General features: G+C 53.6%; 1 protein-coding gene. It reads right to left on the reverse strand.

The window, feature by feature from the left end; translation table 11 throughout:
* The coding region (locus tag P8629_RS12770; RefSeq protein WP_278166455.1) for an outer membrane protein transport protein at nucleotides 1-233 on the reverse strand (233 nt) is incomplete at both ends.

The raw sequence follows: 233 nt of genomic DNA on the forward strand, positions 1-233 counted from the left end.
GATGGCTTCAAAACCGAGTGAGAGCTCCATTTTATCAAAGAGAGCCATCGCGGCAGGGTTACGTGACATTACGGCGGCGTTATCGGCAATCACGGCATCACCGGCAAATGCACGGCCAAGGCCCGTTGCCGATTGGGCGTTGAGCTGAAAGCCGGCTGCCATAGCTTGTTGAGTAGCGAGAGAGATGGTCACAGCAAGCAGTGACTTTTTAAACAGACGCGTCTTGTTCATGG

The organism is Hydrogenovibrio sp. 3SP14C1 (genome assembly GCF_029625905.1).
In the GTDB taxonomy this organism is placed as follows: Bacteria; Pseudomonadota; Gammaproteobacteria; order Thiomicrospirales; family Thiomicrospiraceae; genus Hydrogenovibrio.